Source organism: Amycolatopsis acidiphila (assembly GCF_021391495.1).
Taxonomy (GTDB): Bacteria; Actinomycetota; Actinomycetes; order Mycobacteriales; family Pseudonocardiaceae; genus Amycolatopsis_E; species Amycolatopsis_E acidiphila.
The window spans coordinates 653,859-678,439 of sequence record NZ_CP090063.1 but is presented as its reverse complement, the minus strand read 5'-3'; the positions used below and the strand labels follow the sequence as shown (position 1 = coordinate 678,439).

General features: G+C 71.0%; 18 protein-coding genes. 5 read left to right on the top strand and 13 right to left on the bottom strand.

Going from position 1 to position 24,581, the window contains the following annotated elements; genetic code table 11:
• Positions 1 to 1,863 carry a glutamine--fructose-6-phosphate transaminase (isomerizing) gene (gene glmS / locus LWP59_RS03365; RefSeq protein ID WP_144645631.1) on the bottom strand — a complete coding sequence of 621 codons (1,863 nt, stop codon included), beginning with the start codon at positions 1,861 to 1,863 and terminating at the stop codon, positions 1 to 3.
• A 146-nt stretch (positions 1,864 to 2,009) separates the two neighbouring features.
• On the opposite strand from glmS, the gene LWP59_RS03360 reads away from it, so the two are divergent.
• A complete protein-coding gene (locus LWP59_RS03360; RefSeq protein ID WP_191334866.1) occupies positions 2,010 to 2,825 on the top strand; it encodes a dienelactone hydrolase family protein in 816 nt (271 codons plus the stop codon).
• A 16-nt stretch (positions 2,826 to 2,841) separates the two neighbouring features.
• Here the strand turns inward: LWP59_RS03360 and LWP59_RS03355 are convergent, their stop codons facing one another.
• The 8 genes from LWP59_RS03355 to rplM all read right to left on the bottom strand — a co-directional run bounded on the left by LWP59_RS03355 (position 2,842) and on the right by rplM (position 10,801).
• Entirely contained in the window at positions 2,842 to 3,276 is a 435-nt protein-coding gene (locus LWP59_RS03355; protein WP_144646055.1) for a hypothetical protein, read from the bottom strand.
• 22 nt (positions 3,277 to 3,298) lie between these two features.
• Positions 3,299 to 5,899: a WXG100 family type VII secretion target gene (locus tag LWP59_RS03350; protein WP_144646053.1), complete on the bottom strand. Its 2,601-nt coding sequence runs from the start codon at positions 5,897 to 5,899 to the stop codon at positions 3,299 to 3,301.
• Positions 5,899 to 6,210: a hypothetical protein gene (locus LWP59_RS03345; RefSeq protein ID WP_144646051.1), complete on the bottom strand. Its 312-nt coding sequence runs from the start codon at positions 6,208 to 6,210 to the stop codon at positions 5,899 to 5,901. The genes LWP59_RS03350 and LWP59_RS03345 overlap by 1 nt, the downstream gene beginning before the upstream one ends.
• A gap of 95 nt (positions 6,211 to 6,305) precedes the next feature.
• Complete coding sequence (locus tag LWP59_RS03340) at positions 6,306 to 6,569, bottom strand: acyl carrier protein (protein WP_144646049.1); 264 nt, start codon at positions 6,567 to 6,569, stop codon at positions 6,306 to 6,308.
• Complete coding sequence (locus tag LWP59_RS03335; protein WP_144646047.1) at positions 6,562 to 8,199, bottom strand: fatty acyl-AMP ligase; 1,638 nt, start codon at positions 8,197 to 8,199, stop codon at positions 6,562 to 6,564. Before LWP59_RS03335 ends, LWP59_RS03340 begins: the two co-directional genes overlap by 8 nt.
• A gap of 25 nt (positions 8,200 to 8,224) precedes the next feature.
• Positions 8,225 to 9,559 (bottom strand): phosphoglucosamine mutase, encoded by a 1,335-nt coding sequence (gene glmM, locus LWP59_RS03330; protein ID WP_144646045.1) that lies wholly within the window; start codon positions 9,557 to 9,559, stop codon positions 8,225 to 8,227.
• 199 nt (positions 9,560 to 9,758) lie between these two features.
• A complete protein-coding gene (gene rpsI / locus LWP59_RS03325; RefSeq protein WP_186383650.1) occupies positions 9,759 to 10,193 on the bottom strand; it encodes a 30S ribosomal protein S9 in 435 nt (144 codons plus the stop codon).
• Between the two features lie 155 nt (positions 10,194 to 10,348).
• Positions 10,349 to 10,801, bottom strand: coding sequence for a 50S ribosomal protein L13 (gene rplM / locus LWP59_RS03320; protein ID WP_144646041.1), 453 nt, complete (start codon positions 10,799 to 10,801; stop codon positions 10,349 to 10,351).
• A gap of 151 nt (positions 10,802 to 10,952) precedes the next feature.
• On the opposite strand from rplM, the gene LWP59_RS03315 reads away from it, so the two are divergent.
• Positions 10,953 to 11,837, top strand: a complete 885-nt coding sequence (locus tag LWP59_RS03315; RefSeq protein ID WP_229858299.1) for a hypothetical protein — start codon at positions 10,953 to 10,955, stop codon at positions 11,835 to 11,837.
• A gap of 2,045 nt (positions 11,838 to 13,882) precedes the next feature.
• Positions 13,883 to 14,353: a DUF4333 domain-containing protein gene (locus tag LWP59_RS03310; protein WP_229858302.1), complete on the top strand. Its 471-nt coding sequence runs from the start codon at positions 13,883 to 13,885 to the stop codon at positions 14,351 to 14,353.
• 57 nt (positions 14,354 to 14,410) lie between these two features.
• Here LWP59_RS03310 and LWP59_RS03305 read toward each other — a convergent pair whose 3' ends face one another.
• The 4 genes from LWP59_RS03305 to eccCa all read right to left on the bottom strand — a co-directional run bounded on the left by LWP59_RS03305 (position 14,411) and on the right by eccCa (position 21,374).
• Entirely contained in the window at positions 14,411 to 14,692 is a 282-nt protein-coding gene (locus tag LWP59_RS03305; RefSeq protein WP_373299893.1) for a WXG100 family type VII secretion target, read from the bottom strand.
• Positions 14,693 to 14,757: 65 nt separating this feature from the next.
• Positions 14,758 to 15,075 carry a WXG100 family type VII secretion target gene (locus LWP59_RS03300; RefSeq protein WP_144645844.1) on the bottom strand — a complete coding sequence of 106 codons (318 nt, stop codon included), beginning with the start codon at positions 15,073 to 15,075 and terminating at the stop codon, positions 14,758 to 14,760.
• A gap of 223 nt (positions 15,076 to 15,298) precedes the next feature.
• On the bottom strand, positions 15,299 to 17,155 hold the full coding sequence (locus tag LWP59_RS03295) for a type VII secretion-associated protein (protein ID WP_144645846.1): 1,857 nt from the start codon (positions 17,153 to 17,155) through the stop codon (positions 15,299 to 15,301).
• Between the two features lie 205 nt (positions 17,156 to 17,360).
• Positions 17,361 to 21,374 (bottom strand): type VII secretion protein EccCa, encoded by a 4,014-nt coding sequence (gene eccCa, locus LWP59_RS03290; protein ID WP_144645848.1) that lies wholly within the window; start codon positions 21,372 to 21,374, stop codon positions 17,361 to 17,363.
• Between the two features lie 268 nt (positions 21,375 to 21,642).
• Between eccCa and eccD the strand changes: the two genes are divergently transcribed.
• Both eccD and mycP read left to right on the top strand, forming a co-directional pair.
• Positions 21,643 to 23,037, top strand: coding sequence for a type VII secretion integral membrane protein EccD (gene eccD / locus LWP59_RS03285; RefSeq protein ID WP_144645850.1), 1,395 nt, complete (start codon positions 21,643 to 21,645; stop codon positions 23,035 to 23,037).
• 14 nt (positions 23,038 to 23,051) lie between these two features.
• The gene (gene mycP, locus LWP59_RS03280; RefSeq protein WP_144645852.1) at positions 23,052 to 24,515 is read left to right on the top strand and encodes a type VII secretion-associated serine protease mycosin; all 1,464 of its coding nucleotides are present in this window, start codon (positions 23,052 to 23,054) and stop codon (positions 24,513 to 24,515) included.
• Positions 24,516 to 24,581: the final 66 nt, after the last annotated feature.

Below are 24,581 nucleotides of genomic sequence, written 5' to 3'. Positions count from 1 at the left end.
CTACTCCACGGTCACGGACTTCGCCAGGTTGCGCGGCTTGTCGACGTCGTAACCACGCGTGCGGGCGATTTCCGCGGCCAGCACCTGCAACGGGATGCTCGACACCAGCGGCTGCAGCAGGGTCGGCACCGCCGGCACCTCGACCAGCTCGTCGGCGAAGGGGCGCACGGTGTCGTCACCCTCCTCGGCGATCACGATCGTGCGGGCGCCACGGGCCTGGATCTCGCTGATGTTCGACACGAGCTTCGCGTGCAGCACCGCGCGCCCCTTGGGCGAGGGCATCACGACGACCACCGGCAGCCCGCTCTCGATCAGCGCGATCGGACCGTGCTTCAGCTCGCCGGCCGCGAAACCCTCGGCGTGCATGTACGCCAGTTCCTTCAGCTTGAGCGCACCTTCCAGCGCCACCGGGAAACCGACGTGCCTGCCGAGGAACAGCACGGCCTTCGAGTCGGCCATGTCCCGCCCGAGCTCCCGCACTCGTTCCACAGTGGACAGTGCTTTCTGGACGGCCGCGGACATCGCCTCCAGCTCGGCGAACTCCCGCGCCACCTCGTCCGGGTACTTCGTCCCGCGCGCCTGCGCGAGCGCGAGGCCCACGAGGTAGTTGGCGGCGATCTGCGAGGTGAACGTCTTCGTCGCGGCGACACCGACCTCGGGCCCGGCGTGCGTGTACAGCACCGCGTCGGACTCGCGCGGGATCTGCGCGCCGTTGGTGTTGCAGATCGCGAGCACCCGCGCCTTCTGGCCGCGCGCGTGCCGGACGGCTTCCAGCGTGTCCGCCGTCTCGCCGGACTGCGAGATCGCGACCACCAGGGTGTCGCGGTCCAGCACCGGGTCCCGGTACCGGAACTCGCTCGCCAGCTCGACCTCGACCGGCAACCGGGTCCAGTGCTCGATGGCGTACTTGGCGATCAGGCCGGAGTGGTAGGCGGTCCCGCAGGCGACGACGAACACCTTGTCGACGTCGCGCAGGTCCTGGTCGGACATCCGCTGCTCGTCGAGCACGATGCGGCCGCTGTCGAAGTGCCCGCGCAGGGTGTTGGCCAGCGCCTCCGGCTGCTCCTCGATCTCCTTGAGCATGAAGTAGTCGTGCCCGCCCTTTTCGGCGGCCGACAGGTCCCACGCGACGGTGAACGGTTTGGCCTGCGCGGGCTCACCCGCGAAGTCGGTGACCTCGTAGCCGTCGCGGCTGATCACCACGAGCTGGTCCTGCCCCAGCTCCACCGCCTCGCGGGTGTGCTCGATGAACGCGGCCACGTCGGAGGCGACGAACGTCTCCCCCGCGCCGACCCCGACCACCAGCGGCGACGACCGGCGTGCCGCGACGATCAGGTCCGGCTCGTCGGCATGCGTCACGACCAGGGTGAACGCGCCTTCGAGGCGGCGGCAGACCGTGCGGACGCTGGCCGGCAGGTCACCCGCGGTCGGGCCTTCGGTGTACGCGCGGGCGACCAGGTGCGCCGCGGTCTCGGTGTCGGTGTCGCTGCTCAGCTCGACCCCGTCGGCCTCCAGCTCGGCACGCAGGACGGCGAAGTTCTCGATGATGCCGTTGTGCACGACGGCGACCCGCTCGCTCGCGTCGCGGTGGGGATGGGAGTTGCGGTCGACCGGGGCGCCGTGCGTCGCCCAGCGGGTATGGCCCATCCCGGCCGTGCCGGCGAAGCGGTCACGCCCGGTGATCTCCAGCTCGTTCTCCAGGTTCGCCAACCGGCCCGCCTTGCGCTCGACGGTCAGCGCCCCGGCGCCGTCCAGCACCGCGACGCCCGCCGAGTCGTAGCCCCGGTACTCCATCCGCCGGAGCCCGCCCAGCACGACGTCGAGTGCCGGCCGGTGACCGACGTATCCCACGATTCCGCACACCCGAGCGAGACTACTGCGGCGCGAAGCGTCTCCCTCGAGGGTGGTGGTGGGGAAGCGGCTGGCCCTGACGAGGTACACCGCGTCCCCTCGTCCGGCTCACTTCCGCCTCCCCGCGCCGGTCGGACCGGTCCGCTAGGCTCCCGGCCATGGCCAGCAAGCCCAAGGATCTGCTCGAGGAGCTGTCGCACCGCGGACCGCACGAGGTCGTGCGCGGCAACCTCGCCCTCGCCGGACTGCCCGGCGTGGTGTTCACCCCGCGCAGTGGCCTTGGCCTGCCGGGCATCGCGTTCGGGCACGGCTGGCTGCAGCCGCCGGGGCGCTACCGCGAGCTGTTGAGTCACCTGGCGAGCTGGGGCGTCGTGGCGGCCGCGCCGTCGACGCAACGTGGTCCGCTGCCGTCGCACCGGATCTTCGCGGCGGACCTGCGCTCGACACTGGACGTCGTCACCGGGGTGCGGCTCGGGGCGGGTGGGCTGAGCGTCGACCCCGCGAAGCTGGGCCTGGCGGGGCACTCGGTGGGCGGCGGTGCGGCGGTGCTCGCCGCGGCGGACGACCCGAGGATCAAGGCGGTCGCCACGATCGCCGCCGCACAGACCATGCCGCCCGCCACGAAGGCGGCGCGCGGGATCAGCGTTCCCGGCCTGCACCTGGCCGCGAAGGGCGACCTGGTCGCCCCGGCGATCGGCAACGCCGAGGCCATCGCCAAGGCCTGGGGCGGCCCGGTCCAGCTGCGCATCCTCGACAAGTCGACACACCTCGCGGTGACCGAGGGCAGTCACTGGAGCCAGCGGCTCCTGCAGGGCAAACCGCAGCGACGCACGCAGCGCCTGGTGCGCGCGCTGTTCACGGCGTTCTTCCTCACCCACCTGACCGGCACGGACAAGTACCGCCCGCTGCTGGACGCGGACGTCAAACGCGCCGCGATCGAGTTCGACCCGAGCCTGGAAGAAGAGGCTGCCTGACCTCGGCTCGCCGGCCTCAGCCGAGCCAGCTGTTGTTCGAGAAGTCGTCCTCGTCGAAGTCGTCCTTGCGGGTGTGACGACCCTGGCGCGGCGCCGGCGTGCGTTCCGTCGTCTCGGGCGGCGGGCTGGGGATCGACTCCGTCGTGGGGGCCGAATACGGCTCCGGCGCACGGCGTCCGGCCTCGTCGCCCTCCGGGCCGAAGCCCATCACGGTGTTCTTCTCCGCCAGCGTCTTCTCGGTGCCCCAGCCGCCGGCCTCCCGCTCGCGGCGCCCCAGCTCGCGCCGGTGCTGGACGTACCGCTCCGCGGCCTGGACCTGCTTGGTCATGTACTCCTGCGACTTGGCCTTGATCTCCTCGCCCTGCCGCTCGAGCATCGCCCGCCGGTCCGCCTGCTCGCGGACCAGCCCGTCCATCTTGGCCTTCAACCGCTGGATCTCGTCCGAGACCATCTGCCCCTCCTAGCCCCGCGGCTCACCGCTGGGTGACCGACCGGTCCCCTTCGTCGTCCAGCGAACCGCTGATGCGCCCGCCGGACCCGCTGGAGTTGAAGATGCCGCCGTCGATGCGGTACGCCCGCGAACTGCGCTCCTGGTCCTCGCCGCCGCCACCGCCGCCGGCACCCATGCCGCCCATCATCCCGCCCATGCTGCCCATGCTCCCGGAGCTCGCGGGCTGCTGCGCCACCATCCCGTCGGCCCCGCCGATCGGCTGGGCCCCGAGTGCGGCGCTCGCGGGCTGGTGCACCGCCGAGCCCGTCTGCGCGCCCGTGCCCAGCGACGCCCCGTCGCCGAGGGAAGCCGAGTCACCGAGCGAGCCGCTGACCGCACCACCGCCGGCGACGCCGGAACCCACCGAGCTCAAGCCGTCCGAACCGGTGCTCGTGGCGGGTGTCGTCGCGTCGCCGGGTGCCGCACCGTCGGGGGTCAGGCCGTCGGCAGCCGCGGGCTGGATCGAGACGTCCGACCCCGCGTCGCCGCCGAGACCGTCGCCCACGGCACCACCACCGCCCACAGCACCACCAGCACCACCAGCACCGCCACCGAGACCGTCGCCGACAGCACCACCAGCGCCGCCGTCAACGGCCGCGCCGCTGGGATCGGTCGTGACCCCGTCCGGCCGCGGGGCCGAGCCGTCGTCCGTGCCGACCAGGCTCTGCGCGTCGGAAGCGCCCGAAGCGCCGTCCTTCGCGTCGCCCAGGGTGTACGTGGTCGGCGTGCCGGTGCCGTCGTCGACCGTGACGACCGTGGGGCCGTCGGGACCGTGGGGCCGCTCCGCGGTGATCTTGACGTCGCCGTCCTGGATGTGGATCTTGCCGTCCGGCCCCGGCTTGTACGTGCCGTCCGCCCCCGGCTGGCCCGCCGCCTGCGAACCCTGTGGACCGAACCCCGCGTCCTGACCCGTGCCGTCCTGACCCGTACCGCTCTGGTCGGCGCCGGCCCCCGGACCGTCCTTGCCGTCGCCCCAGTCGAGCTTGTAGTCCTTGGGCTGCCCGCTGGCGTCGTCGACCTTGATGTCCATCTTGCCGTCTTTGTCCGGCTCGGACATCTCGATCGTGTGGTCGCCCTGCTGGACCTTCAGCGTCTCCTGCTCGTCGCCCGCGTCCTTGACCGCCTCGCCCGTCTTCGGGTCGATCGGATACGGCTCGCCGGTCTCCGGGTCCACCTCCACGGGCTTGCCGGTGTAGGGGTTGATCCCGTCGGACGCCTCCTTCTTGGCGGCGTCCGCCACGGCGGCCGGGTCCTCGGTGGACGCGGACGGCTCGGTCGCCGACGGCGTGGACGGCATCGACCCGCCACCACCGCCACCACCGGTGCCGCTCCCGGTCCCCGTACCGGTACCCGTTCCCGTCCCGGTGCCCGTTCCCGTCCCGGTGCCGGTCCCCGTGCCCGTCCCGCTCGGCTGGGTGCTGCCCGACGGCTCGGTCGCGCCCTCGAACTCGTTCTTGATCTTGCCCATGACGTCGTCGAGCGAGTCGTAGGCCTGGTTGACCAGGTCCTTCGTGTTCGTGCAGGTCTTGTCGAACCCCTTGTACAGCCGGTCCCACATGTCCGGGTTGAAGTGGTTCTGGATCCACTGCTTGGCCAGGTCCTGGCCCTGCTGCTTGATGTCGTCGTCGTCGCAGCAGCCGTCGTCGTTGAGCGTCTCGACGAGGTTGGTGCCGAAGTTCAGGTCCATCCAGCCGGCGATGGCCTGCAGGTCGTCCTTGCCGCCGTGCTCGCCGTTCGCGACGCCGATGACCTTCTGGGCCATGTTGTAGTCGGCCTTGCCGACCTCGTCGGTGTACATGTTGACGATCGCGTCGGCCTTGCCCTTGCACAGCTGGAAGACCGTGGTGACCGCCGTCGTGGTCGCCTCGCTCGCGTCCTCGAGCGTCTGGGACAGCTTGGCGGCCTTGGGCTTGATCTTGTCGTTGTAGTGGTCCGACGCCGCGTCCGCGCCCGAGCCGCTCCAGGTGTGGAACAGCGTGCCCAGCGCCGTGCCGGTGTCCTTGACCGTGCCGTCCACTGTGGTCGAACCGGTCTTGAAGTGGTCGGCGTCGTCGAGGAAGTTCTCGAAGCTGATCCCGCGCTGCTCGTCGAACCGCTTCTTGATGTCGTTGTTGTAGTCCAGCGCACGGGTGTTGCCGCGGCAGTCGTCCGGGATCTTCGCCAGCAGCGAGCCGAAGGTCTGGAACAGCTTCAGGGCCGGTTCGGCCGCGTCGAACAGCTCGTCGGACGTCTTGGTGCCGCCGCCCGACGACGGCGGCTGCTTGCCGTCGAGCTGCGTCTTGCCGTCGTCGACGGCCTTCTTCTCTTCGTGCTCGTTGTAGCCGGCCTGGTCGCCGGACTTCTTCGCCGCGTCGTACGCGCTGTCGACCGGCTGGAAGCCCAGCATCGGGGTCGCGTGGTACGCGTCCGCGTACTTCTGGACCTCTTCCTGCTGCTGTTGGACCGGCTTGGACATGTTCAGCGACTCGGGCCACCCCGGCGGCGGGTGCTCGCGCTGCCAGCTGCTGATCAGCATGCCCTTCTGGTCCGGCGGCACGCTCGGATCGTCGAGGAGCGCCTTCACCTCGGCCCAGGTCTTCGCCATTACTGACTCCCCGCCTTGCTGACCGCGGACGACTGCGCGTGGTCCGTCTCGCTGTAGGCCTTGCCGCCGGTGCCGATGTTGGTGCCGTACGCCTTGAGCGTGTTGCTGTACCCGCTCAGGGCCTGCCAGAGCGTCTGGACGCCGGTCGTGTACTTCTCGGCGTGGTCACCGTGCGCCTGGCCGAAGCCCTGGGCGTTCACCGGCGTGCTCGCGAGGTCGGTGTTCTTGTCCGGCAGGTCCTCCGCCAGCTGCGTGATCGTCTTCGAAGCCGTGGACATCGCCTCGGTGCTCGCGGTGTACCCGCCGCTCATTCGAGTCCCCCTCACCAGGTGCTGACAGACCTACGACGCGCCCCGCTCGCGTTCGGTGCCGTTACATGTGCAACTGAATGTACTCAACCGGGCAATCACGACGCAGCGGTTTCGCCCGGTTTGTGCCGCAGCGCCTCGGCGAGCACCTGCGCGACGGCGGCGATGTCGGTCAGCCGGTCGCGCTCGTCGAGGTCGATCGTCACCTCGTAGAACACCTCGAGCGTGGCGAGCAGCCGGATCCGGCCCTTCGAGTCGATGCCCAGCTCCTCCAGCGGGGTGTCCGGCTGCACCAGCGCGGGATCGAGCAGGAAGGTGTCGCTCACGATCTTCCGGATGTCCGCGAGGGACGGCTCACTCATGCCCGTCACCGTAACGCGTCCGGGCCGCCGACCTGGCCACCTTCCCGCTGGAGGTCCGGGGCAGCGCACCGGGCGGGACCAGTCGGAACGACCGCAACGCGACCTCGTGCTCGCGCCCGACCGCCCGCAGCACCGCGCGCGAGACCTCCTTCGGGTCCACTTCGGTCTCACGCGCCTGCTCGGCGACCACGACGACACCCTCGCCGCGCGCGTCGCGCACGCCGAACGCGGCGACCCGGTCCCGGCGGATCGCCGGATGCGCCTGGGCGGCCGTCGCCTCGATGTCCTGCGGGTAGTGGTTGCGGCCGTCGATCACGATGACGTCCTTGATCCGGCCGGTGATGTACAGCTCGCCGCGGTGGAACACGCCGAGGTCACCCGTGCGCAGCCAGCCGCCGAGCCCGTCGAGCCGCGCGCCGAACGCGTCGTCCTCGCGCCGCCAGTAACCCGCCGCGACGTGCGGCCCGTGCACCCAGATCTCGCCCATCGCGCCCTCGGGCTGCTCGCGCCCCTCGTGCACGATGGCCACCCGCTGCCCGAGCGGCCGCCCGACCGACACCAGCTCCTGCCGGTCTTCGAAGTCCGGGCCGACCTCGACGGCGCGCCCCCGGGCCAGCGCGGAACGGTCGAACGCGGTGGTCGTCGGCCCTTCGGGTCCCGCGCTCGCGACGTACACGGTCGCCTCGGCCAGGCCGTAGGACGGACGGTGCGCCTCGCGGCGGAACCCGTACGGCCCGAACGCCTTCTGGAACTCCTCCACCGTCCGCGGCCGCACCGGTTCGCTGCCGTTGAGCGCGACCCGGACACCCGAGAGGTCCAGACCTTCCCGCGACGCGGCCTCCACGGCCAGGTCGAAGGCGAAGTTCGGGGCCGCCGTGAAGACGTTCGGGAACTCCGACATCTGCCGCAGCCAGCGCTCCGGCCGCCGCACGAACTCGACCGGTGCCATGAACACCGACCGGGCGCCCCCGAAGACCGGCAGGCAGAGCAGCTGGATGAGGCCCATGTCGTGGAAGAACGGGATCCAGCCCACGCAGGTCACGCCTTCGTCCACTTCGTACGCACGGCTGGTCTGCCAGCAGCTGGCGACCAGCGCGCGATGCGTGATGATCGCGCCCGCGGGCTCCCTTGTGGACCCCGACGTGTACTGCAGGTACGCGGGCGCGTCCATCGCGACCGGCACCGGATCGATGCCATCGCCGTCGATCTCGTCGAGCACGAGGAGATGTGCGGGGTCGCCCAGCTCGCGGACGCGATCGAGCGCGCGGGCCGAGGTCAGCCAGACGTCGGCGCCACAGTCCCGCAGCGCGCCGGCCAGGCGGCCCCGATGCGCCCTGCTCGCCGGGTCGAACAGCGGAACCGCGATCAGCCCCGCCGCGAGCACGCCGAAGAACGCGACCGGGTACGACAGCTCCTGCGGCGCGACGATCGCGACCCGGTCGCCGGGCGCGGCGACCTCCCGCAGCCGCCCCGCGACCGCCCGGACCCGGGCGGCGAGCTGTGCCCAGGACAGCGTGTGCTCCTCGCCCGCCGGAAAGTCCTGGAACGTGAAGACCGGGCGCTCGTCGGACGCCCGCGCGAAGAGCCGGTCGAGCAGCGGGGTGCGCAGGACCTCTTCGGGCACGGTCATGCGCCCACCGTACTGAGCCGCGGCCTCAGGAAACCGAGGACACGACCCCGGCCAGCCGGTCGGCGGCGGTCTGGGCGATCTCGTGGGACTGCGCCTCGACCATGACCCGGACCAGCTGCTCGGTGCCGGACTGCCGCAGCAGCACCCGGCCCTGCTCGCCCAGCTCGCTCTCGACGGACTGCACGGCCTCGGTGACCGCATCCGAGGCCACCACGGCGGCCTTGTCCGCGACGCGCACGTTGATCAGCACCTGCGGCAGCCGCCGCATCACGCCGGCCAGCTCCGCCAGCGGCTTGCCCGTCGCGGCGACCCGGCTCATCAGCCGCAATGCCGTCAGCAGCCCGTCGCCGGTGGTGGCGTGCGCCGGGAACACCACGTGCCCGGACTGCTCGCCGCCCAGGGCGTAACCGCCGGCCCGCAGCTCCTCCAGCACGTAGCGGTCACCGACCGCGGTGGTGCGCAGCTGCACGCCGTTGTCCCGCATGGCCAGGTGCAGGCCCAGGTTGCTCATCACGGTCGCGACGAGGGTGCCGTGCACCAGCTCCCCGGCCTCGGCCATGGCCAGCGCGAGTACCGCCATGATCTGGTCGCCGTCGACGAGCTCGCCGGACGCGTCCACCGCCAGGCAGCGGTCGGCGTCACCGTCGTGGGCGATGCCCAGGTCCGCCCGGTGCTCGCGGACGGCGGCCTGCAGCTTGTCGATGTGCGTCGAGCCGCAGTCCTCGTTGATGTTGATGCCGTCGGGCTCGGCGTGGATGGCGATGACCTCCGCGCCGGCCTTGCGGTAGACCTCGGGCGCGGCGAACGAGGCGGCGCCGTTCGCGCAGTCCACGACGACGCGCAGTCCGGTCAGCGGATGCGGGATGGCGCCGAGCAGGTGCTCGGTGTACCGGTCGAGGGCGTCTTCGACGTCGGAGACGCGGCCGATCTCGGCTCCGGTCGGCCGGACGGCGTCGCCGTCCAGACCCGCCTCGATCTCGTCCTCGATCCCGTCGGGCAGCTTGTGCCCGCCCGCGGCGAACAGCTTGATCCCGTTGTCGGGCATCGGGTTGTGCGAGGCGGAGATCATCACGCCGAGATCCGCCTTCAGCGCGCCGACCAGATGCGCCACGGCGGGCGTGGGCTGCACGCCGACCCGCAGCACGTCGGCGCCGGCGGAGGCGAGCCCGGCGACGACCGCGGCCTCGAGCATCTCGCCACTGGCCCGCGGATCCCGGCCGACGACGGCGACGGGGCGGTGCGAGCGGTCGTGCGCGGCGAGCACCCGGGCGGCGCTGGCCGCGACGGCGAGCGCGAGCTCCGGCGTCAGGTCCCCGTTCGCGAGACCACGAACCCCGTCGGTGCCGAACAGCCGAGCCATCTGATCTTCTCCTCGAACCTCTGCGACGCGGACAACCTAGCGCCCTCGCCTCCGACGTTAGCCCGTACCCGGGGCTACGCCCGCGGGTGTGCCTTCTGCCCGTCAAGACGCCGCGCACGGCTCCGGCATTACGGAACCGGAAACGACGAAGGCGCCCATCCGGAGTGAGGACGGGCGCCTTCGCGCGGGTGTTGCTTGATCAGCGCTTGCTGTACTGCGGGGCCTTGCGGGCCTTCTTGAGGCCGTACTTCTTGCGCTCGGTGGCGCGGGCGTCCCGGGTCAGGAAGCCGGCCTTCTTCAGCGCGGGACGGTCCTCGGAATCGACCTCGACGAGCGCGCGGGCGATCGCCAGGCGCAGCGCACCGGCCTGGCCGGAGATGCCGCCGCCCGTGAGGTTGCCGAAGATGTCGAACGACTCCGGCTTCTCGGTGAGCACCAGGGGCTCACGGATGAGCTGCTGGTGGACCTTGTTCGGGAAGTACTGCTCGAGGGTCTTGCCGTTGAGCTTGAACTCACCCGTACCGGGGACGAGCCGCACGCGGACGACGGCCTCCTTGCGGCGGCCGACGGTCTGGGCGGAGCCACCGGCGGCACGCGACGGGCGCGGCGCGGCGGGGGTCTCGCTGGTGACCACGCCGTCGGTGGCCTCGGGGGCCGCGGCGACCTCGGGAGCGGCGACGGCCTCGGGGGCCGCGGCGGCTTCGGGGGTCTCGGTGGCCTCAGGGGCCGCGGCGGCCTCGGGGAGGTCCGCGGCCTCGTTCTCGGTGCTGGTCACAGACTGTTCCTCACTCACTGGGCGACCTGCGCGATCTTGGTGATCTCGTACGGCTGCGGCTGCTGGGCGCCGTGCGGGTGCTGCGGGCCGGCGTAGACCTTGAGCTTCTTCGCCTGGGCGCGGCCGAGCTTGTTCTTCGGCAGCATGCCCTTCACGACCTTCTCGAGCAGCCGCTCGGGCCTGCTGTCCAGCAGCTCGCCGAACGAGCGTTTGCGCAGGCCACCGGGGTAGCCGCTGTGCCGGTACGCGAACTTCTGCTCGCGCTTGTTACCGGTGAGCGCGACCTTCTCGGCGTTCACGATGATGACGAAGTCACCGGTGTCCACATGAGGTGCAAAGGTCGGCTTGTGCTTGCCGCGCAGCAGCGTGGCGACCTCGGTCGCGAGCCGGCCGAGCACGACATCCTCGGCGTCGATCACGTGCCAGGCACGGGTGACATCGCCAGGCTTGGGGCTGTACGTGGGCAAGGGTCTACCTCGTCGTCAACTTGCGTGTGGGGTCAGTGCGGGCCTAGCGCGGTTAACGCGCCGCAGCGCACAACGACATATGAAGATACCCCCTCACTCCGATCGTCCGGAAAGCGGGGGTACCGGGCAACGTCCATACTACTGTGGCCCGGTGAACGCGCGCACCGGTAGCCAGCTCACCGCTCTGTTCGCGTGTCTCGCGCTGCTCGTCGCCGGGTGCGCCGGGGCCACGCCGGGCACGCCGGTGCCGAACGGGGCCGAGGCGGCGGCGTACGTGAGCGCCAAGTTCTCCGGCACGCTGGACAAGCTCGGCGACCAGCTCAACGGGACCGACAGCAAGAAGAGCGCGCTCGACACGTTCGCCCGGTTCGACACGAAGAAGATCAACAGCACGGTGACGGCGGTGCAGCTGGGGCGGCCGCCGGCACGGTTGTCGAAGAACCATTCGAACCTGGACTCCAACGAGTACCTCGACTCGTTCCACCCGGCGAACAGCCCGGTGGAGTACATGCTCCTCGGGCCGGTGTACGCGAGCCTCGCGCCGACACACTGGGTGTCCATGCCGTACACGGCGGGTGATCTGAACGAGTGCTTCTGGGCCGGGTCGCAGGATTTGTGCAAGATGCTCGGTGCGGTGTCGGATTCCGTGGACCAGGGGCACGCCAAGAAGGCGACCAGCAAGGCCGACGGTGGGCTGGAGCTGACGGCGGACGTGACGCTGGCGGCGTTCCTCGACAACCGGGTGGTGGTGTTCCCGCAGTCGATCCTGGACCAGATCAGCACGGAGATGAAGGCGCAGACGCTGCAGGCGCGGATCGTGCTCGACCCGGCGGGGAAGCTGACCGAGATCCAGCTGGGCGGCACGATCAGGGGCGATGGGCACGAGGTGGAGTTGAGCGAGCACTACCACCTGGACGGGGTCCCGACGGAGAACGACCTGCCGAAGGTGCCCGATCCGGCGGATGTGACGGTGCTGCCGGACAGCGCCGCGGTGAGCGACTTCTACGCCCGCATGGGCGAGATCCAGGGCCGGTGATCGAGGTGGGTGCTGCTTCGGAGGAGCCGCGTGGCGGTGCGGTGGGTGAGCCGGGCGGTGGCGAGCCGAGCGGCGGCGTGGGCGGTAGTGAGCCGAGTGGCGGCGCTGTAGCGGGCGGCGGGGCGCACGGTGACCCCGCGGTGGGCGGCGATGAGCCGGACGGTGGTGAGCCGGGTAGCGAGACCGCGGCGGGTGGCGAGGGAGCCTCGGCCCCGGCAGCAGGCTCGCCGGGCGCTTCGGCAGAGGGCGCTCAGCCCAACACGACGGCACCTGGCAGCGCGCCGGGAGGCGACGTCCCGCTTGGCGGGGCCACTGGCGGCAGCGAGGGAGCCTCTGCCGTCTCGTCGGACCGCGGCGAGGCGGGCGGCGATGCGCCGCGCGACAGCTCCGAAGGCCACGGCAGCTCGCCTCAGGCAGGCTCGCCGGACGCGGCCAGCGGCGGCGAGCCCGAGTCAGCGGCTACGCCGAGCAGCGTGACCGGCATTGACGGGCCTGCGCCCGCTTCGGCACCGACGAGTGCTGGAGGCCCGCAAGCGCTTGCGGACCCGAGTCCTGAGGGTGCGTCGGACTCGCCAAGCCCGACGGAGGCGCAGCCGCCCGGCTGGACGCCCTCTCCCCCGCCCCCAGGGCCGGCGCCCTCTCCCCAGCCTGGTCCCGCACCCCAGCCCCCGGGCGGCGTGGCCCCTGGCGGGTGGGTCCCGAGTGGGCCGATCCAGCCCCAGGTGCCAGGTGGCGCTTTCCCCTACCAGCAGCCTCCTGCGCCGGCACCGCAGTGGCAGGGCCACCCGGCTCCCCCTGCTGCTTGGCCGCCCGGCTACCCCACGCAGCAGGGCCATGGCGGCCAGCCCCCGCAGGCCGCGGGTGGGCAGTGGCAGTCGGGTCATCCCGGCCCCGGTGGCCAGCCACCCCAGACCGCGGGTGGGCAGTGGCACCCGGGCCACCCCAGTCCCGGTAGCCAGGCCCCGCAGAGCACGGGTAGCCCTTGGCAGTCGGGCTATCCCGGGGGCCAGCCACCCCAGGCCACGGGCGGGCCCTGGCAGCCGAGCCACCCCGATCCCGGCGGCCAGCCACCCCAGACCACAGGCGGGCCCTGGCAGCCGAGCCAACCCGGTGGCCAGCCACCCCAGAGCGCGGGTGGGCCGTGGCAGTCGGGGTACGCCGGTGGCCAACCCCCACAAACCACGGGCGGACCGTGGCAGCCAGATCATCTCAGCCACGGTGGCGAGTCACCGCAAGCTACAGGCGGGCCCTGGCAGCCGAACCAACCCGGTGGCCAGCCACCCCAGAGCGCGGGTGGGCCGTGGCAGTCGGGGTACGCCGGTGGCCGGCCGGCCCAGGCTGCGGGCGGGCAGTGGCAATCGAGCGCGCCCGGTCCGGGCGGGCAGATGCAGCCGGGTCTTCCGGCTCAGAGTCAGCCGGGCTATGCCGCGCAGGGGCCCTCCGGGTACGGAGTGCAGGGCGGGCAACCTGGCCACCTCGCGCAGCCGCCCGGTGGCCCGACGCAATTACAGGGCCCGCCAGCGCCGCAAGGCGGTTATCAGGTCGCGCCGCAAGGCGGTTACCAGGTCGCACCGCAGCCCGGCTACCCCTCGGCTCAACCCGGCTATCGCGCGCCGCAGCAGGGGTACTCCGGGCCCGGCAGCGGGTCTCAGCAGCAGGCGTATCCCGCTCAGGCGGGCGGAGCGGCACCGCACTCGGCTTCAGCGGGCGGAGCACCCCAGCAGGGCTACCCCGCCGCACAAGCCGGTGATGCTGCGCCGCTCTCGACCCCAGCGAGCGGGACACCCCAGGCGGGCTACTCCGCCACTCAGGCCGGTACTGCGCCGCGTACAACCCCCGACGGTGGAGCACCCCAGCAGGGCTACCCCACGGCCGGTGGTGCGGCACCGCTCTCGACCCCAGCGGGCGGAAGGCCTCAGCAGGGTTACCCCGCCACCCCGGCCGGTGGTGCGGCGCCGCCGTCAACCCCGGCGAGCGGGGTTTATCCACCGGCACCCTGGGGCGCCAGTGGATACGCCGACGACCCCGCCTCGCAGCCGGTTCCCGTGCAAGCGCCGGCGACGCCTGCGGGGGGCGGGGAAACCGGGGAAACCGGCACACAGAACACGCAGAAGGACCTCGACCCGGGCCATCAGTTCGGGGCACCGGGTTCGACCTACGGCGGCTTCGGGGCGTTCGAGGACGCCAAGCCCAAGCGGCCCAAGCGGTCGAAGAAGCCGTGGATCATCGGGGCCGCCGTGGTCGTCGTGCTCGCGGGAGGCAGCGTCGCCGCCTGGTTGCTCGGCGCGTTCAAGGGCGAGGTGCTCGCCCAGCAGTCCGTTCAGGACGGTGTCCAGAAGATCCTCCGCGAGGACTTCGGCGAGGGCGACGTGAAGAACGTCAGCTGCCCCAAGGACCAGCCCGTCAAGAGCGGAACCACGTTCGACTGCACGCTCACCGTTGCGGGACAACCCAAAAAGGTCACCGTGCGGGTGCTGAACGATCAAGCACAATACGAGGTCGGCGCTCCGAAATGAAGGCACGCAAAAAGGGTTCCGGCGCCGCCGGAACCCTTTTTGCGATTGACGCGAAGATCAGCCGCCGAACATGTTCATGATGTCCTTGTCGGTCTTCTGGTAACCGTCGGCGATCTCCGGCAGAGCGATGGCGATCCGGGCGAGGAGCGCCTTCATCTCGTTGAGGGAGTCGTTCCACTCCTTCTGCCGGTCCTGCCACTGGTTCTGCGCGTCACCGGTCCAGTTGTGGGTGAGCGGCTGCAGGTCGTGCACCAGCTGCTCGAAGCGGTTCTCCATCTCGCTGCCGGCGGTCTTGCAGTGATCCGCCGCCTCGTGGATGGTCCCGTAATCGACCTTCATCGCACCATCGGACATTTTTGTTCTCCCCTAGAAAAGATTTTGTGGTTTACGGCTGGAGATCGGGCTTACAGGCCCTCGAGCACCTGCGAGAGCTGGCTGATCTGCGACTTGACGTCGTCGTCCTGCGTCTGGTACGCGACGCCGGAGTTCTTCAGCATCTCGCCGATGTCGGCCAGCGCCTTGTTCAGCTTGGTCGACTTCTCGCCGAACGCGTCCATGACCTGCTGGAACACGCCGGCCGCCGGGCCGGTCCAGCCCGCACGCGTCGCCTCGATCTGGTCGGCGAGCTTCTTCAGGTTCTGGTCCATCGCGAGCTGGCATTCGTCGACCTTGGTCTGCGCGTTGGCGAAGTCCTGCGGATCTCCGGTAAAGCCGTTAGCCATGAGGGATGCCCCCTTCGTCTGTGGTGGTGGCCCGTCTTACTGGGTACGGACCTACGACGAAGACCTTGCCATGGTTGGTTCCCCCTTGTCGCGGTTTGCCCGGAAGTAGTTGCGAGAGTGAATGCCCGACCACGGAACCGTCCCGAAAAACACTCATCCACCTCGGAAAACACGCCGAATTCGCAGTTGCGAAAGACCGTCACCCCAACGGGTTCCGGTGGACTCAACCAGTGATCTGAAGGGAACGCACGACCTGGTCGCAGGCCGCCGCCACCCTTCCGTGCGCCGGTTGCGTCGCGTACTGACACGCGATGTTCACCTGAACCTCGCCCTGGGCCAGCACATACCAGTCGATCGGGCCGGAGTTCCCGGCCTGCCGGTAATAGATGACCTTTCGGTCCGCGAAAGTCGCGTTGGCGTCGAAGCCTGAGTACACCGAACCCGCCTGCTGCGCCTGCTGCCGCAGGTTGTCCGCCAGCTGCTGCGGGTTCGCCGTCGCGTCGTAGTTGAGCTCGTACTCCTGAACGGAGATCGCGTCGTTCTGGTTCACCGCGTCGCCCGGCTTCATCAGGGTTTCGCGGAACTGCGGCTGCCCACCCGTCTGTGTCCAGTCCTGCGGCGCCGAGAACTGGTAGTGGTACTGCGCGACGACCTTCCCCTGCGGCGTGCTGTCGTCCTGGTTGAACCACAGCAGCAGACCGGCTGTGACGGCCGCGACGACGACCACCGCGCCACCGATGAGCCACGGCAGCTTCCGCTTGCGGCGCGGCGGCTCGGGCGCCGTCGTGACGGGCAGGCCGTGCGGCGGCGACACCGGCGGCGCGGGCGGGCGCTGCGGCGGCTGCGCCGGGAAGCCGGCCGGGGGACGCGCCGGTGGCCTCGCCGCGAAGGCCGGCCGTGGCAGGCTGCGGACGAGTTCCGTGCGCTGGTCCGCGATCGGCCGCGGCGCGGGCGGCCGGGCGGCCTCCGTGCGCACGGCGAGCAGGGCCCCGCGCGCCACAACGGTTTCCGGTTGGTCCAAAGTGGTCGGGACTACGCCGGTGCGCTCGTGCACCAGGCGGGAGATCATCGGGATCCGGCTGGAACCGCCGACGAGGAAGATCGCGGCGAGTTGTTTCGGCCGCAGGCCGGCTTCCTCGATCGCGGCGCAGGTGAGCTCGACCGCGCGGCTCAGCGGCGCCGCGATGAGTTTCTCCAGGTCCTCCCGCGTCACGTGGGCGTCGGCGAACGGCGGCGGCATCGGGACGTCGGTGTACGTGTGCCGGGACAGGGTTTCCTTGGCACCACGGACATCCTGCCGCAGCACGCGACGGCGACGGCGGTCCGCCAGCTCACGCCCTTCGACGAGCTCTCGCCACGCCTCGGGGTCGGCCGACGAGACGAGGCCGCCGACATGCTCCAGCAACGCCTGATCGACGTCCGCGCCGCCGAAGCTCGGATCACCCCTGGTCGCGAGGACCTGGAAGCCCCGGCGGCCGGTGTTCGCCGGCGGACGGCTCACGACGCTCACGTCGACGGTGCCGCCGCCCAGATCGAGCACGGCCAGGGTCTCCCCTGGCCGTTTGCTGACCTCCACCGTCCGGTCCCGGTTGACCTCCAGCGGCGCGAACGTCGCCGCGTGGAAGACAGCGGCGGCGACCGGCTCCGGCACGAGCGTGACCTCGCGAGCGAGGCCGCCCGCGGCCTGCCGCAGCAGCCTGGTCCGGACCGCGCCCCAGTCGGCCGGATGGGTCAGGACCAGCAGGTCGACCTCGGCACCGCCCGCGAGCCTGCGTGCTTCGGACACGGCACGCGACAGGACGGCGCGGACGACGTCGGTCACCCGGAGGACCGTGTCGCCGAGGAGCAGCTCACCCTCGTCGATGCGGCGCTTCGGGTTGGGCTCGTAGCGCGAAGGGTCCATCGCGGCCTGGCGCTCGGCCTCCTGCCCGACGAACAACGTGCCGTCGGCGGCGGCGTACACGGCCGAGGACATCAGCGGCTGGCCGTCGATCACCGCCACCTGCGGCTCGCGGCCGTTGATCGCCGCCACGACGCAGGTGCTCGACGTGCCGAAGTCCACCGCGACCCGGACCGTCATGGCACACCTCGCGTGAGGTAGCCGGTGACCTGTGCGTGGACGGCCGGGTGGGGCACGACCAGACGACATCCGGACGAGACGCCACCGCCCCGGAACGAGCGCGCCGAAGCACGCACAGGCCGATCAGCGGCGAGCGCAGGCTGCCCGGGCCGGCGGCACGGCACACCGATCGAGACGGCGGCGGGCCGGGCAGCCTGCGGGACGCTCACTCCGGCTGGATCCACGACACCTGCATGAGCTGCTTGCCGACCTTGCGGCTGACCAGCACACCTCGGCCCGGCGGCATCGGGCCGGGCTTGACGTTGCCGATCAGCTGTCCCTCGTCCTTGCTGCCGTTCATCACCAGGCCCGGTGCCGCGATCTCCTTGAGCTTGCCGATGATCGGGTCGTAGGACGCCCGCGAGGCACCACCGGTGCGCCGCGCGACGATCACGTGCAGCCCGACGTCCTTGGCCTGGGCGAGGAACTCCGCGAGCGGCTTGAGCGGGTTGGACGTCTGGGTCGACACCAGGTCGTAGTCGTCGACCAGGACGAACAGCTCCGGGCCCTTCCACCACGACCTGTTGCGCAGCTGCTCCTGCGTGACGTCCGGACCGGGCAGCCGCCGCGTCATCGACCCGGCGACGTCCTTGATCATCCCGTCCAGCTGGTTCGCCGACACGGCATACCCGAGCAGGTGCGCGCCCTCGACGAAGCCGAGCATCGTGCGCCGGTAGTCCACCAGCACGATGACCGCTTCCTTCGCGGTGTACCGCTCGGTGATCCCGCGCGCGATCTGCCGCAGCAGGTTCGTCTTGCCCGACTCGCCGTCGGCGAAGGCGAAGAAGTGCGGGTCGGCGTCGAAGTCGAGGTACACCGGGGCCAGCTCGTCCTCGTTGATGCCGATCGGCACCAGCTTGGTGTGCCGCTGCTTGTCCATCGACAGGACCTCGTCGTAGGAGACCGTCTCCGGCAGCAGCCGCACCTGCGGCGCGATCCGGCCGGGCCAGGCCGCCTGGATCTTGGCCACCGCGTCGGCCACCCCGCTCGCGAGCGTCTCCGCGTCACTGCTGCCGTCGATCCGCGGCAGACCGGTCAGCATGTGCAGCCGGTCGCGGGTCAGGCCGCGGCCGGGCCGCCCCTCCGGCACGTTCACCGCGATGCGGCGGTCGATGTCGGACTCGCTCGGGTCACCGAGCCGCAGCTCGAACCGGGTGCCGATCATGTCCTTGATCGCCGGGCGGATGTCGGCCCACCGGTTCGCCGAGACGACCACGTGGATGCCGTACGCCAGGCCACGCTGCGCGAGCGCGGTGATCTGCGGCTCCAGCTCCTCGAAGTCGTCGCGCAGGGCACGCCAGCCGTCGACGATCAGGAACGCGTCGCCGAACGGGTCCTGCTCCGCCGTGATCTCACCTCGGCGCTTGCGGTTGCGGAACTCGCTCATCGAGTCGATGCCCAGCGCCCCGAACCGGCCTTCACGCTCGTTCGCCAGCGTGTTGAGCTCGGCGATGATGCGGCGCGCCTTGTCCGGCTCGCGCCGGGCGACCGCGACGCCACCGACGTGCGGCAGGCCGGCGAGGCCGGCGAGCGTGCCACCACCGAGGTCGACGCAGTAGAACTGTGCCTCTTCGGGGGTGTTCGCCAGCGCCAGCGACATGATCAGCGTGCGCAGCAGGGTCGACTTGCCCGACTGCGGACCGCCGACGATGACACCGTGGCCGGCGGCACCGGAGAAGTCCGCCCACAGCGGGTCACGCCGCTGCTCGAACGGCCGGTCCACGATCCCGATCGGGACCTGCAGCTTGCCGTTGCCGAAGAAGCCGACCGGCGAGAGCCCGCGGTCCTCGGTCGGGTTCAGGTTGGGCAGCAACGTGTCCAGCGAGTTCGGCTCGTCCAGCGGCGGCAGCCACACCTCGTGCGCGGGCGGCCCCTGGCCGATCAGCCTGTCCACGATCACCTCGAGCTCACTGGGCTCGGTGATCTCCTCGGACTGCTTCTGCTGCGGCACCGCCTCGATCGGCTCGGGCTCGGGTTCGGGCTCCGGCGGCAGCTCCACGAAGTCCGGCACGAACAGCTGCGGCCGCTTGTCCGCGCGGACCACACTGGACACCGGGCCCGCCGCCTTGATACCCGCCGGCCGGTAGGGACCGGACACATAGGACGCCTTGAAGCGGACCATCGTCGAGGTGTCGTACTTGAGGTACCCCGAACCCGGGATGGACGGCAGCTCGAACGCGTCCGGCACGCCGATCGCGGCGCGGGACTCCGCCGCGGAGAACGTCTTCAGTCCGATCCGGTAGGACAGGAACGTGTCCAGACCACGCAGCTTGCCCTCTTCCAGCCGCTGCGAGGCGAGCAGCATGTGCATCTGCAGCGACCGGCCGACACGGCCGATCTGCAGGAAGATGTCGATGAAGTCGGGCTTCGCGGTGAGCATCTCGGAGAACTCGTCGATGCAGATGAACAGTGCGGGCAGCGGGTCGAGGTCGGCGCCGTTCTCGCGGGCCTTCTCGTAGTCCCACACGTTCTTGTAGTTGCCCTTGGCCAGCACCTCCTGGCGCCGGGCCACCTCACCCGCGATGGCGTCCTTCATCCGGTCGACCAGCGTCAGGTCGCCCGCGAGGTTGGTGATCGTGGCGGCGACGTGCGGGGCCTTGTCCAGGCCGAGGAACGTCGCACCCCCCTTGAAGTCGACGAGGATCATGTTCAGCGCGGTGCTCGAATGCGTCGCGAGCAGACCGAGCACGAGCGTGCGCAGGAACTCCGACTTACCGGAACCGGTCGCGCCGATGCACAGCCCGTGCGGGCCCATGCCCTCCATCGCGGCTTCCTTGATGTCGAGCTCGACCTGCTGGCCGAACTCGCCGACCCCGAACGGCACCCGGTAGCGGTCCCGCACCGGGCGCGGCCGCCACGCCTGCTGGACGTCGAACGTCATCGGGTCGCCCGGGATGCCGAGCAGCTCCAGCAGCGTCGGGTTGGACAGCAGCGGCTCGTCCGAGCTGGCCTCCTCCGCCGCGGACCCGACCCGGTACGGCGAGATCTTGCGCGCGAGCGCCTCGCACTCCACGACACTGAGGGAGTCCGGCTTGCCGAACCACTCGACCCCGCCCGCGCTGCGCGCACCGACCCTGGTCGGCTCGACCACCAGACGGAGACCGCGGCGGGCGGCGAGGTTGCCCAGCGAGTCCGACAGGTCGATCAGCGTGACGCCGACCAGGCCCTCCTCGAGGATGATCTGCTCCTCGCGGGTGACCTCGGCGTCGTCGATGACGATCACGACGTGCGGCTGGTCGGGGTTCGGCGTGGCGTTGCGGGAGAACCGCGGCCGGTCCCGCAACTCGCCATCGAGCCACTGCTCGATCTGGCTGAGCGAGCCCGCCATCGAGCGCAGCTGGCCGATGCCGTCGGACAGCTCGGGATGCTGCACGTGCGGCAGCCACTTCGCCCACTCCCACTCGGCCTTCGCGCGCCCGGCCGTGGCGAACGCGATCAGCACGTCGTCACAACTGTGGAAGGTGACCAGCTGGGCGAGCATCGCGCGGGTGAGGCCGCGGGTGAGCTCGCGGTCGCCCTCCAGGCTCACCGCGGCGAACCCGCGCAGGGTGATCTGGGTAGGCAGATCGGGCACGATCGAGTGCGCGCGCACGAACCGGCGCAACGCCAACGTGGCGATCGGCTCCAGCTCGTCGACCGGGCCGGTCTGCGGCGGCACCAGCCGGGTGGCCAGCCGGTGGGAGCTGCGGCCGACGCGCAGGTGCAGGAAGTCCTGGTCGTTCTGGCGGCGCTCCCACATGCGGCGGCTCGCGGCGAGCGACCACAGGGCTTGCGGGTCCGGATGCACCCATTCGAGTGCCGCCCGCTGGTCGGCCATCGCCTCCCGGGCACGCTCCCGCATCTGGCCGAGGTAACGCAGGTAGTCCTTGCGGTCCTCGTTCATCTCGGCCTTCTTGGCCCCGCCCGACTTTCCGCCGCCGGCGAACATGCCCCCCATCGACATGACCATCATCAGTGGGAACATCAGGGTCAGCGGGCTGCGCGCGGCCGAACCGCCGGTGGTGAACATCACCACGACCATGCCCACCGTTGCCACGATCATGACCACGGGCATCATCTTCTGAACGACGTTGCCCGGGATGGTCCGCGGCACCTCGGGCGGCGGCTCGAGGTGTACCTCTCCCCCCGGTGGGCGCGGCGCCGCCAGGCGTGGCGTTTTCTTGAACTGGAGCGTGCTCACCGAAGGACCCCTCTTCAACTCGACGCCCGGACTACCTGCCTGGTCCAGGGCCGTCCCACACGTTAGCGAACCTGGACCCCGCGGCGGGGCGAGACCGCCCAACCCGGCCCCCCAATCACCGAAACGACCCCACGGCAGGCCCTCGGTGCGCTAATACTAGGACCGCCCACCGACAGTCCGGAGCGTTTCGGCGGGTGGCGGGCTACGAACAGCGTCGCCGGTTCGGTATAAGTAGCCCGCAGCATTCTCTTTCTTAGGGGGCACGCAGGTGGCAACGGGCACGACGGTATTCAGCAGGGTCACGGTGGTGGCGCCGCGCACCCGGATCGACGTCGCGCTGCCCGCCGACGTCGCGGTCGCCGACCTGCTGCCGATGCTGCTGGACATGGCCAAGGAGACCGCGCCGGACGGCGGCGCCCGGCACGGCGGCTGGTCGCTGGCGAAGCTCGGCGACGCGCCGCTGGACCCGAGCCGCACGCTCGCCTCGCTCGGCGTGGTCGACGGCGAACTGCTCCAGCTGCGCCGTCGCAACGAGAACCCGCCGCCCCCGCTGTACGACGACGTCGTGGACGCGATCGCGGACGCGGAGCCGGACAGCTTCCGGCCATGGACCAAGGAGACCGCGCGCCGGATCGGGCACATCGCGGGCGGGCTCGCGCTGGTCACCGCCGCCTTCGCGTTGTTCATGGGCGGCCCGCTCTTCGGCGGGAACGGCCTGATCGCGGCGCTGGCCGCGGGCGTCGCGGCCATCGCGTGCCTGGCCGTCGGCGCGACCATCGCCAACGCCTACCAGGCGAAGGGCACGGGCGTGGTGATCGCCGCCGCCGGTGGCCTGCCGTTCGCGTTCGTCGCCGGGTTCTACGCGGTGCCGGGCCTGACCGTGCGCGCGAACCTGCTGCTGGCCAGCGGTCTCGTGGTGATCCTCGCCGCCGTGGCGATCATGATCATGGGCGCGGGCATCACGACGTTCATCGCCGCCGCCACCGCCGGGGTCATCGGCGTGCTCGCGTTCACCGTGGCGACCCTGATCGCGCAGCCGGCGCCGGGGATCGCGGCCGGGACCGCGGCGGTCTCGCTCGCGGCGATCTCGGTGCTGCCCAGGGCCACGATCTGGCTCGCGAAGCTCCCGCTCCCGCACGTGCCGGGCACGGCGGAGGAGCTCAAGGAGGACGCCTCCTACCCCGACTACACGGCCATCGAGCGGCGCACCGCGGTCGCTCACAACTACATGACCGGCCTGCTCGTCGGCTGCGGCAGCGCGACCGCGATCGCGGCGATCATCACCGCCACCGCGCCGGGCGTGTTCGGCATCGTCACCGCCGTCGTCGCCACCCTGGTCCTGCTGCTGCGGGCACGCTCCTACGCCAACGGCGCGCAGGCCGTCGCGCTGCTGACCACGGGCATGGTCTCCGGCGCGGGCATCCTGATCGGCTGGATCTTCTCGCAGAGCCCCACGGGCAGGCTGCTGTGGGTGTTCGGGGCGCTGGTGCTGGTGGCCGCGGCCGCGCTGGTGGTCGGCGTGATCTTCCCGAAGCAGCGGTTCTCGCCCCCGCTGCGCCGGACCGTCGAGGTCTTCGAGGCGATCTGCATCGCCACCGTGCTGCCGCTCGCGCTCGCGGTCATGGACCTGTACACGACGCTGCGCCACGTCTCGTTCGGCTGAGAGGGGCCACGCGCATGCGTACGTTGGGGGTTCCCGGCCGGTCCGTGGTCGTGCTGCTCGCTGGGGCCCTCGGGGTGCTCAGCCCGCTGACCGCACTCGCGCAGGACACGTCGACGGTGAACCAGCCGTGGGCGCCGCCGCCGGCGAGTACCAGCCACGTGGACGACGGGGGCGGGCAGCAACACGAGATCCAGTACCAGAAGTCGACCGCCTGCGTGCAGCGCGACCTGGACAACAACATCGTCCTCCAGGAAAAGCCCTGGGGACAGCAGTACATGCAGATCGAGCAGGCGCAGAAGCTGGCCGTCGCGGCGCGCGGCAGTGCCGGCGGCGGGATGAAGGTCGCGGTGATCGACACCGGCGTGACCAACCACCCGTACCTGAAGTTCGGCGTGGTGGGCGGTGGCGACTACGTCGACGCGTCGAAGAACGGCCTCGAAGACTGCGACGGCCACGGCACCGAGGTCGCGGGCATCATCGCCGCCGACACCCCGCCGGACATCGGTTTCAAGGGTGTCGCGCCGGACGCGCAGATCGTCTCGATCCGGCAGTCGAGCCAGAACTACTCGGTGCCCAACCAGACGTCGAACCCCGGCGGTGGCGGCGGCCAGTCCGGCGGCGCCAACGGCGGCGGCAGCCGGGAGCAGGGGCAGGGCGCGGGCAACACGCACACGCTCGCCGAGGCCGTGGTCCGCGCGGCGAACCTCAACGTCAACGTGATCAACATGTCGGTGGACAACTGCCGTCCGGCCGACGGGTCGATCAACAGCGGTGAGCGCGAGCTGCAGGCGGCGATCCACTACGCGGTCACGGTCAAGAACGTCGTGGTCGTGGCGGCGGCCGGGAACACGTCGGACACCTGCAAGCAGAACGACCAGCCGGACCCGGAGAAGCCGCAGTCGATCGTCAGCCCGCCCTGGTTCTCCGACGACGTGCTCTCGGTCGCGGCGATCGACGAGACCGGTGGCGTGGCGTCGTTCAGCATGAACGGCCCATGGGTCAGCGTGGGGGCGCCCGGCACGAACATCACCTCGCTCGACCCGTCGCCCGGCACGGACGCGCTGGCCAACCAGGTCGTCGAGGACAACAAGCAGCAGGCCATCCAGGGCACCAGCTTCGCTGCGCCGTACGTGGCCGGGGTGGCGGCGCTGGTGCGGGCGCAGTTCCCGAACCTCGACCCGCACCAGGTCATGCACCGCATCGAGGCGACGGCGCAGCACCCGGGCGCGCCGGGCGGGCATGACAACTACATCGGGTACGGCGTGATCAACCCGGTCGCCGCCCTGACGGCGATCGTGCCGTCCGAGGAGGGCATCGCGCCGGCGAAGGCGGAGCAGCTGCCGTCCGGCCTGCCGCCTGCCGCGCACAAGAACTGGACGCCGATGGTCGTGGCGCTGGCGGGGACCGGTGGTGGCCTGCTGGTGCTGCTGGTGACGCTCTTCGTGGTCCATACCATCCGGCGGAACCGGCCGGCTTAGGTTCTTGTCGGTGTTTCCGCCCGGTGTCCTGGTTGGACACCGGGTCTTTTTTTGGTTTTTGTGCGG

What these genes read in the sequence shown, in the direction of transcription:
- LWP59_RS03360 (WP_191334866.1), top strand. Translation starts at nt 2,010, where the DNA reads ATGGCCAGCAAGCCCAAGGATCTGCTCGAGGAGCTGTCGCACCGCGGA.
- LWP59_RS03355 (WP_144646055.1), bottom strand. Translation starts at nt 3,276, where the DNA reads ATGGTCTCGGACGAGATCCAGCGGTTGAAGGCCAAGATGGACGGGCTG.
- LWP59_RS03350 (WP_144646053.1), bottom strand. Translation starts at nt 5,899, where the DNA reads ATGGCGAAGACCTGGGCCGAGGTGAAGGCGCTCCTCGACGATCCGAGC.
- LWP59_RS03345 (WP_144646051.1), bottom strand. Translation starts at nt 6,210, where the DNA reads ATGAGCGGCGGGTACACCGCGAGCACCGAGGCGATGTCCACGGCTTCG.
- LWP59_RS03340 (WP_144646049.1), bottom strand. Translation starts at nt 6,569, where the DNA reads ATGAGTGAGCCGTCCCTCGCGGACATCCGGAAGATCGTGAGCGACACC.
- LWP59_RS03335 (WP_144646047.1), bottom strand. Translation starts at nt 8,199, where the DNA reads ATGACCGTGCCCGAAGAGGTCCTGCGCACCCCGCTGCTCGACCGGCTC.
- glmM (WP_144646045.1), bottom strand. Translation starts at nt 9,559, where the DNA reads ATGGCTCGGCTGTTCGGCACCGACGGGGTTCGTGGTCTCGCGAACGGG.
- LWP59_RS03305 (WP_373299893.1), bottom strand. Translation starts at nt 14,692, where the DNA reads ATGAAGGTCGATTACGGGACCATCCACGAGGCGGCGGATCACTGCAAG.
- LWP59_RS03300 (WP_144645844.1), bottom strand. Translation starts at nt 15,075, where the DNA reads ATGGCTAACGGCTTTACCGGAGATCCGCAGGACTTCGCCAACGCGCAG.
- LWP59_RS03295 (WP_144645846.1), bottom strand. Translation starts at nt 17,155, where the DNA reads ATGACGGTCCGGGTCGCGGTGGACTTCGGCACGTCGAGCACCTGCGTC.
- mycP (WP_144645852.1), top strand. Translation starts at nt 23,052, where the DNA reads ATGCGTACGTTGGGGGTTCCCGGCCGGTCCGTGGTCGTGCTGCTCGCT.